Below are 5,906 nucleotides of genomic sequence, written 5' to 3'. Positions count from 1 at the left end.
TGACGCGGTCGGTGATCTCGCCGATCTCGAGGTTGGGATCTACCTCGGCCGTGATGCGCTTGAGCTGCCCCTTCTTCTCGAGTAGCGCGATGAATTCCCGAAGGTCCTTGATAGCTGCCATTGAGTGGTATGCCCTCCGATGAGCGGACGAGCCAGACAGACGGCAATGTCGGTCTGGCGACTCTGGTCTTGGTACCCGGCGACCTCGCGTTTCGCCCGGCGTCGGTCTGGTCGTGGAGCTGCGGGCCGTGCGAACTACTAGGCCGTGCGGCGCACTCTGGGATGATACCGCCCAATCAGATACGTCACTAGCGGGGCGAGCAATGCGGCCGCCCCCACGGCGGTCATCTGCACCATGTCGAGGTCGGCCTTGAACGCCCACATGAAGTCGGGCAGCGTCCACGTGATCGTCGCGCCCCACTGCCACAGGTACCACCCAACCTGCACGCCGAGGGTGGCAAGTACGAGGAGCAACGTTGCGGGAGCCAGAGAGAGGTGGCCCGGCAGGTACTCTGGGTCGCGTGGGCCTTTGGGGTTGGCGCGCAGGTACGGGTAGAGCAGCGCCGCGACGGCTACCCCCAATAGCGCGCAGAAAGCTGCCTCACCCAGACGCCAGTTCATGAACACCTTGACGTAGGTCTCGGTATTGAACGCCGAGAGTGACCATCGGTAGCCGTGAACGACGAAGAACAGCAGCTCGTAGGCTGCGTAGTAGACAGCTGCACCGACACCGGCTGCGACAAGAGCGCGCCACGACGCAATGCCGATGACGCAGATGACGACCAGCGCGGCTGCCCCCGCCAGGAGGACCATCCAGACGCGGTCGTTGCGCTCGGCAGCCAAGCGATCCTGCGTAGCAAGTTGCACGTTCGCATCGGCCCCGTCGCCGGCCAGAAGCTGCTCGTTTGTCGGGACGACCCCGCGAACGACGCCGATGTAGTGCGCGTCGAATGCGAGGTGGTGCGCCACATCGGCGCCAAACACCGCTTCGTCGTCGGTCGCGACGACCGAGCGCAGCGCTTGTGCCTCGGCATAGGCCGGTGGTGTCAGGCCGAGCAGCACCGAAATCGTCGGTGCGACCTGATCCAGCGTGCCGGTTCCGGTGCCCAACCGAACGCTGTCACCCACGAAGATTCCGGGCACTTGGAGCACCTCCGGCTCCCACCCGCCGTGCCCACCAGTCGCGGTGTGGCCGTGGTCGGCGACTATCACGAACGTCGTCCCGGGAGACTGCAGTCCCGCGACGAGCCGCGCGATGTCGGCGTCCACCTTCGACGCCGTCTGCCGGTACTGAGCCGAACCGCCTCCGAACTCATGACCGGCTTCGTCGACGTCGGGAAGATGGAGAACGATCAGGCTCGACGTCGTCGACTCCTTCGAGAGCCTTAACGCGTCATCGACCAGCTGCCCCGAGAGGTAGCCGCCCTTTGGCCACGACCGAAGCGAGACGCGGGGACCAGGCTGGATGCCGAACAGACCGGTGAAGTCGGTCGGCCCCACAACGATCGCCTTGCCACCGGATGCGTTGACCGTGTCGATGAGCGTGGGAGCGAGTTGCCGGCCGGAGTGCCAGTTAGTCGTCACCCCACTGATGGGCGGGGAGGCTCCAGTGAGGATCGTGGTCCAGTTCGGGAAGCTCAGCGAGGGCTGCGGGACCGTCAAGGAGATGTCGCTGGCGTAGGTGCGCATAGTGTTCAGCGTGGGCATCGACGACCGCGAAACGTCCTCGCGCAGCCCATCGACGATTACCAGAACGACTCGCCGCACCATCGGAGCGGACGGCGTCGGCTCCACCGACACCAACCCCTCTGGAGGGTCGGCCGACACATAGGGGCTGTTGTAGTTGACGACCTGCGCCCAGGAGTAAGCCGCAAGCGTGTAGGCGCCGTACGCGACCCCGAGGCACACGAGGGTGCCCAGCACGAAGCTGACCCACAGCACCCGTGATGCACCCTTGTCGGCCACTTTGCTAGTCCTCCAACTCGAGTACGGACTCGATGTCGTCGAGTGTACGCAGGAAGCGATCTGACTGCACTTCGGGCGAGCCGTGGCGATCGATGAGCACGGGGGTCATCCCAACCGCAGTGGCGCCGATGATGTCGGCGTAGTGGTGGTCTCCGACGTGAGCAGCCTCGGCTGGTGCGACCCTGAGCCGTTGGCACGCCAGCTCGAAGATTCGCGGGTCCGGCTTGTGCAGCCCCACCTCGGCAGAACTCACAACGGTCTGAAGCAGCTCGCCCAGACCGAGCCCATCGAGGAGTGAGGCGAGCCGCTGGTCCCAGTTCGAGATGATGCCGAGCTCGATGCCGCGCTCGCGCAGCCGGCGAAACGCTGGGGCGACGTCGTCGTAGGCCCGCCAGCGCTCTGGAAGGCCGAACTCGTCGTAGACGCGCCGAGCGATGCGCTCGGGCTCGTCGGCGATTCCGAGGCGACGGCACAGCAGGGAGTACATCCCGATCCAGACCTGCGAGGTCTCTCCCTCGTCGGTCCAGAACGTATCATCGGTGCGGTAGCGATCCTCGTAGTACTCGTCGACCAGCGGCATGAGCGCATCGATCGCCGAGAGGTCGTGGATGTGACCCTCGTCGGCGAGTATCTCTCGGCAGACCTCGCTGACGCTGGGATACGGGAACAGCAGCGTGTTGCCCACGTCGAAGAAGACCGCGCGGATCATCGGCGAGGTCAGTCCAACCACACGGCGTCGTCGGCACGGTGCGGAGGCGCGGCCGGCGGCACCTCGCCCGGCCAGCCGATGGCCACGACCGTCAAGACATCCCAGTCATCGGGCAGGCCGAGCAGCTCGGCGATCTCGTCCTCGACCCAGTGGGAGAAGGTGATGTTGCACGCGCCAAGCCCCTCGTCCACCGCCGCGAGCAGCACGTTCTCGATCGCCGCACCGACCGAAAGATGGCGGTTGAGCTTGGCCAGGGCGTCCTCGGTGAAGGGAGAAGCGACAGCGATCAACGCCGGTGCCTGGCCCAGCGACGAATACCAGTGAACGGCGTCCTCGTAACGGTTGGGGCCGAGGACGTCCATGTACTCAGAGAGGTGGATAGTTGCCTGCGCGATGAGCTTGCCGAGCCGCGCCCGGGTTTCGCCGGTCGCGACAAAGAACCTCCACGGCTGCTCGTTGAGGGACGAGGGAGCCATCGAACCCGCCGAGACAAGCCGCTCGAGCATCTCGCGTGGCACATCGTCTTCTAGGAAGTCGCGCGTTGAGTGCCGCTTGCTGATGGCGTCGGTGAGTTCCATCGTCACTCCTCCTGGAGTCAGCGCAGGGCCGCAAGCACCCGCTCGCAAATCGTCTGCGCGGCAGCGGGCTTACCCAGCGTACTCGCGTTGACGGCCATCTGTTCGAGCCGCTCGGGGTGGGTCGAAAGGAAACGCACCTTCTCGACCACATCGTCCTCGTCGCGCGACAGCAGTCCGGCGCCGTAGTTCACCAAGAAGTCCACGTTGTAGAGTTCCTGGCCTGGCACCGGATTGTAGATGATGAGCGGCAGGCCCACAGCTAGCGCCTCGGAAACGGTGAGCCCTCCCGCCTTGCCGACCAGCACGTCGGCGGCGTGCATCATCTTGTGCATGTCGTTGGTGTAGCCGAAGACCTTCACCAGATCGGCCTTCTTGGCCAGCGTATCAAGCCGGCGCTTCAGTCGCGAGTTGTGACCGGTGACCGCCGCGACCTGGATGCCCCAGCCTGAGAGCTGCGCCGCGATGTCACGCACGTCGCCCGGAAGGCCGGCCGCAGCCGTCAGGAGCGCCGTGAAGCGGTCAGCCAGCCCCAGTTCGCGACGCAGCTTGGTGCGATCGAACTGCTCGGCGAACTTCTCGGCGACCGGGATGCCCGAGACCACAGTGCGGTCCCACGGGATTCCGCGCACGACGAGGTCCTCACGAACCTCCTTGCACGCACAGAAGTAGAAGTCGGTGGCGGGGTGCAACCACGCACGATGCACGCCGTAGTCGGTGATCACCGTGCCGACGATCATGGGGCGGTCGGCTTTGATGTCGGAGACGACGCCACCCGCGATCGGGAACGTCGAGATGACGGCGTCCGGCCGGTACGCCTCGATGTAGGCCATCGCGCGGGCGAAGCCCATCGTGCGCAACTCGTGCACGACCGGATTGGTGGGCAGCTTGTTCGAAACGTCGTAGAAGTTGCCATAGAGCGCCGGGAAGAACTGCACCGACTGCTGGTAGCCGAACTTCGCCAGAACGTTGATGCTCGGCATGAACTCCGAGAAGAAGTCGACCATGCGCACGTCGATAGTGTCGGCGTAGTGCTCGCGGTAGTAGCGAACCAGCGCCTCAGCCGCCGAGCGATGCCCGCCACCGAACGACGCCGAGAAGATCAGGATGCGTTTCTTGGCACCGGCGCGCTGCGGCATCAGAGCGTGCCTGGCCGATGGTGCTTCACGAGGCGAACGAGGGTGCCGCCGCCGCTGGCCGGCTCGAACTCGACCCGATCCATGAGCGCTCGCATGAACATGATGCCGCGACCGCTCGACGCGTACAGGTCGTCGCTCGCGAAGTGGACGCCGTCGAAGCCTGCGCCGTTGTCGGCGACCTCGAGTACGACCCGGTCGTCGAACGCTATGACTTCGACACACACACGACCGTCGTCGGCGGGCGCGCCGTGGCGCACCGCGTTGGCGAGGGCCTCGCCGAGAGCGACCTTGATGTCGAATATCGCTGACTCGGCGAAACCGAGTGGTGCGACCAACTCGGCGACTTCGTCGCGCACGCCTGCGAGACGGTTCACGTCCGCGGGGATGCAGATCTCGCGGCGCCAAAGCGCCTTGGCGGGCACCTGGCTCATCTCGAGCCCTGCGAGCGCCGTCTCTACATCGGTGCTGACGGAGATCGAGGTGGCAAGCCGAGCAAGCCCCGAGAGTTCCAGAATTCGCGAGACGTCCGTGTTCGCGCCCGCGAGCATCACCCGCCCGTCGTTGGGCAGCAGCTTGTGGTCGAGCCAGACGAGCAGCCCAAGCGCCGAGCTGTCCGCGTAGGTGACGTGCGTGAGGTCGAGGATGAGGTTCGTGCAGCCACTCTCGATCGCCGAGGCCAGCTCTTCGCGCAGCTCCGGCACCACTGCGGTATCGACATCGCCAAACAACCGCGCCACGCAAGCGCGGGCGTCGACTGCGTGCGATATCTCGAAAGTAGACATCAAGCGGTGGTTTCTCCTTGTGCGATCTTATCCATGTTCGCCGTGTCTCGGCCGCAACGCAATCGCCAACACGGCCACGTCGTCTCGCAACTCCCCGTGCACCCAGCGACGAACCAGCGTAAGCAGCCGCCTGACGATCTCCTCGGCACTCCCACCCTGCGCCAGCGCCTCCTGCACTCGGTCCTCGCCAAAGAACAGCTTGTCGCTTCGCGCCTCGGTGACTCCGTCCGTGTAGAGCAGAATCACGTCGCCTTCGCCGAGCTGAAGGGTTTCTTCCCCATACACCACGTCAGCGAGCGCGCCTAGCAGCGGTCCTGTGGGGCTCGCCTTCTCGAACGAACCGTCCATGTGTCTAACGACTCCCGGCGGGTGGCCACCGCTGGCATAGGTGAGCTCTCCCGTTTCCGGCGTAAGCCTCCCCGCCCACAGCGTCACGATGTCGCTGGCACCACCGGAGTCCGCCACGAACCGGTTCACTTCGCGCAACACGGTCGCGGGGGACATGCCGGCCGCGACAAACGCACGAACGGAATACTTGATCATCGAGGTCTTGGTCGCGGCAGTGACTCCCTTGCCACACACATCGGCAATCGCGAACCAGATCGAGTCGTCTGGAGCGCGGAACAGATCGTAGTAGTCGCCGCCGATCTCAGCGTCGGCGCCCGCGGGTTGATACACACTCGCAGCTTCGATCTCCAGGTACTCCGGCAGCTCGTCGGGCAGGATGCTTTGCTGC

7 protein-coding genes are annotated in these 5,906 nt (G+C 65.2%); all 7 read right to left on the bottom strand.

Annotation, left to right across the window (positions count from 1 at the left end; genetic code table 11):
* The coding region (locus P4L93_05140) for a UbiD family decarboxylase (protein MDR3686321.1) at positions 1 to 121 on the bottom strand (121 nt) is incomplete at its 3' end.
* A 137-nt stretch (positions 122 to 258) separates the two neighbouring features.
* Positions 259 to 1,965 carry an alkaline phosphatase family protein gene (locus tag P4L93_05135; GenBank protein MDR3686320.1) on the bottom strand — a complete coding sequence of 569 codons (1,707 nt, stop codon included), beginning with the start codon at positions 1,963 to 1,965 and terminating at the stop codon, positions 259 to 261.
* A gap of 4 nt (positions 1,966 to 1,969) precedes the next feature.
* Positions 1,970 to 2,695, bottom strand: coding sequence for an HAD-IA family hydrolase (locus P4L93_05130; protein ID MDR3686319.1), 726 nt, complete (start codon positions 2,693 to 2,695; stop codon positions 1,970 to 1,972).
* Complete coding sequence (locus P4L93_05125; GenBank protein MDR3686318.1) at positions 2,683 to 3,252, bottom strand: nitroreductase family protein; 570 nt, start codon at positions 3,250 to 3,252, stop codon at positions 2,683 to 2,685. The genes P4L93_05130 and P4L93_05125 overlap by 13 nt, the downstream gene beginning before the upstream one ends.
* A 17-nt stretch (positions 3,253 to 3,269) precedes the next feature.
* On the bottom strand, positions 3,270 to 4,388 hold the full coding sequence (locus P4L93_05120) for a glycosyltransferase (protein MDR3686317.1): 1,119 nt from the start codon (positions 4,386 to 4,388) through the stop codon (positions 3,270 to 3,272).
* Entirely contained in the window at positions 4,388 to 5,170 is a 783-nt protein-coding gene (locus P4L93_05115) for an anti-sigma factor antagonist (protein MDR3686316.1), read from the bottom strand. The genes P4L93_05120 and P4L93_05115 overlap by 1 nt, the downstream gene beginning before the upstream one ends.
* Positions 5,171 to 5,197: 27 nt before the next feature.
* The coding region (locus tag P4L93_05110; protein MDR3686315.1) for a PP2C family protein-serine/threonine phosphatase at positions 5,198 to 5,906 on the bottom strand (709 nt) is incomplete at its 5' end.

This window comes from Coriobacteriia bacterium, from assembly GCA_031292615.1.
Lineage (GTDB): Bacteria > Actinomycetota > Coriobacteriia > Anaerosomatales > JAAXUF01 > JARLGT01.
Note: the sequence above shows the minus strand (reverse complement) of the source record. Positions and strands in the feature narration are given on the sequence as shown.

Coding starts and splice junctions, on each gene's coding strand:
- P4L93_05125 (MDR3686318.1), bottom strand. CDS start 3,252: ATGGAACTCACCGACGCCATCAGCAAGCGGCACTCAACGCGCGACTTC.
- P4L93_05120 (MDR3686317.1), bottom strand. CDS start 4,388: ATGCCGCAGCGCGCCGGTGCCAAGAAACGCATCCTGATCTTCTCGGCG.
- P4L93_05115 (MDR3686316.1), bottom strand. CDS start 5,170: ATGTCTACTTTCGAGATATCGCACGCAGTCGACGCCCGCGCTTGCGTG.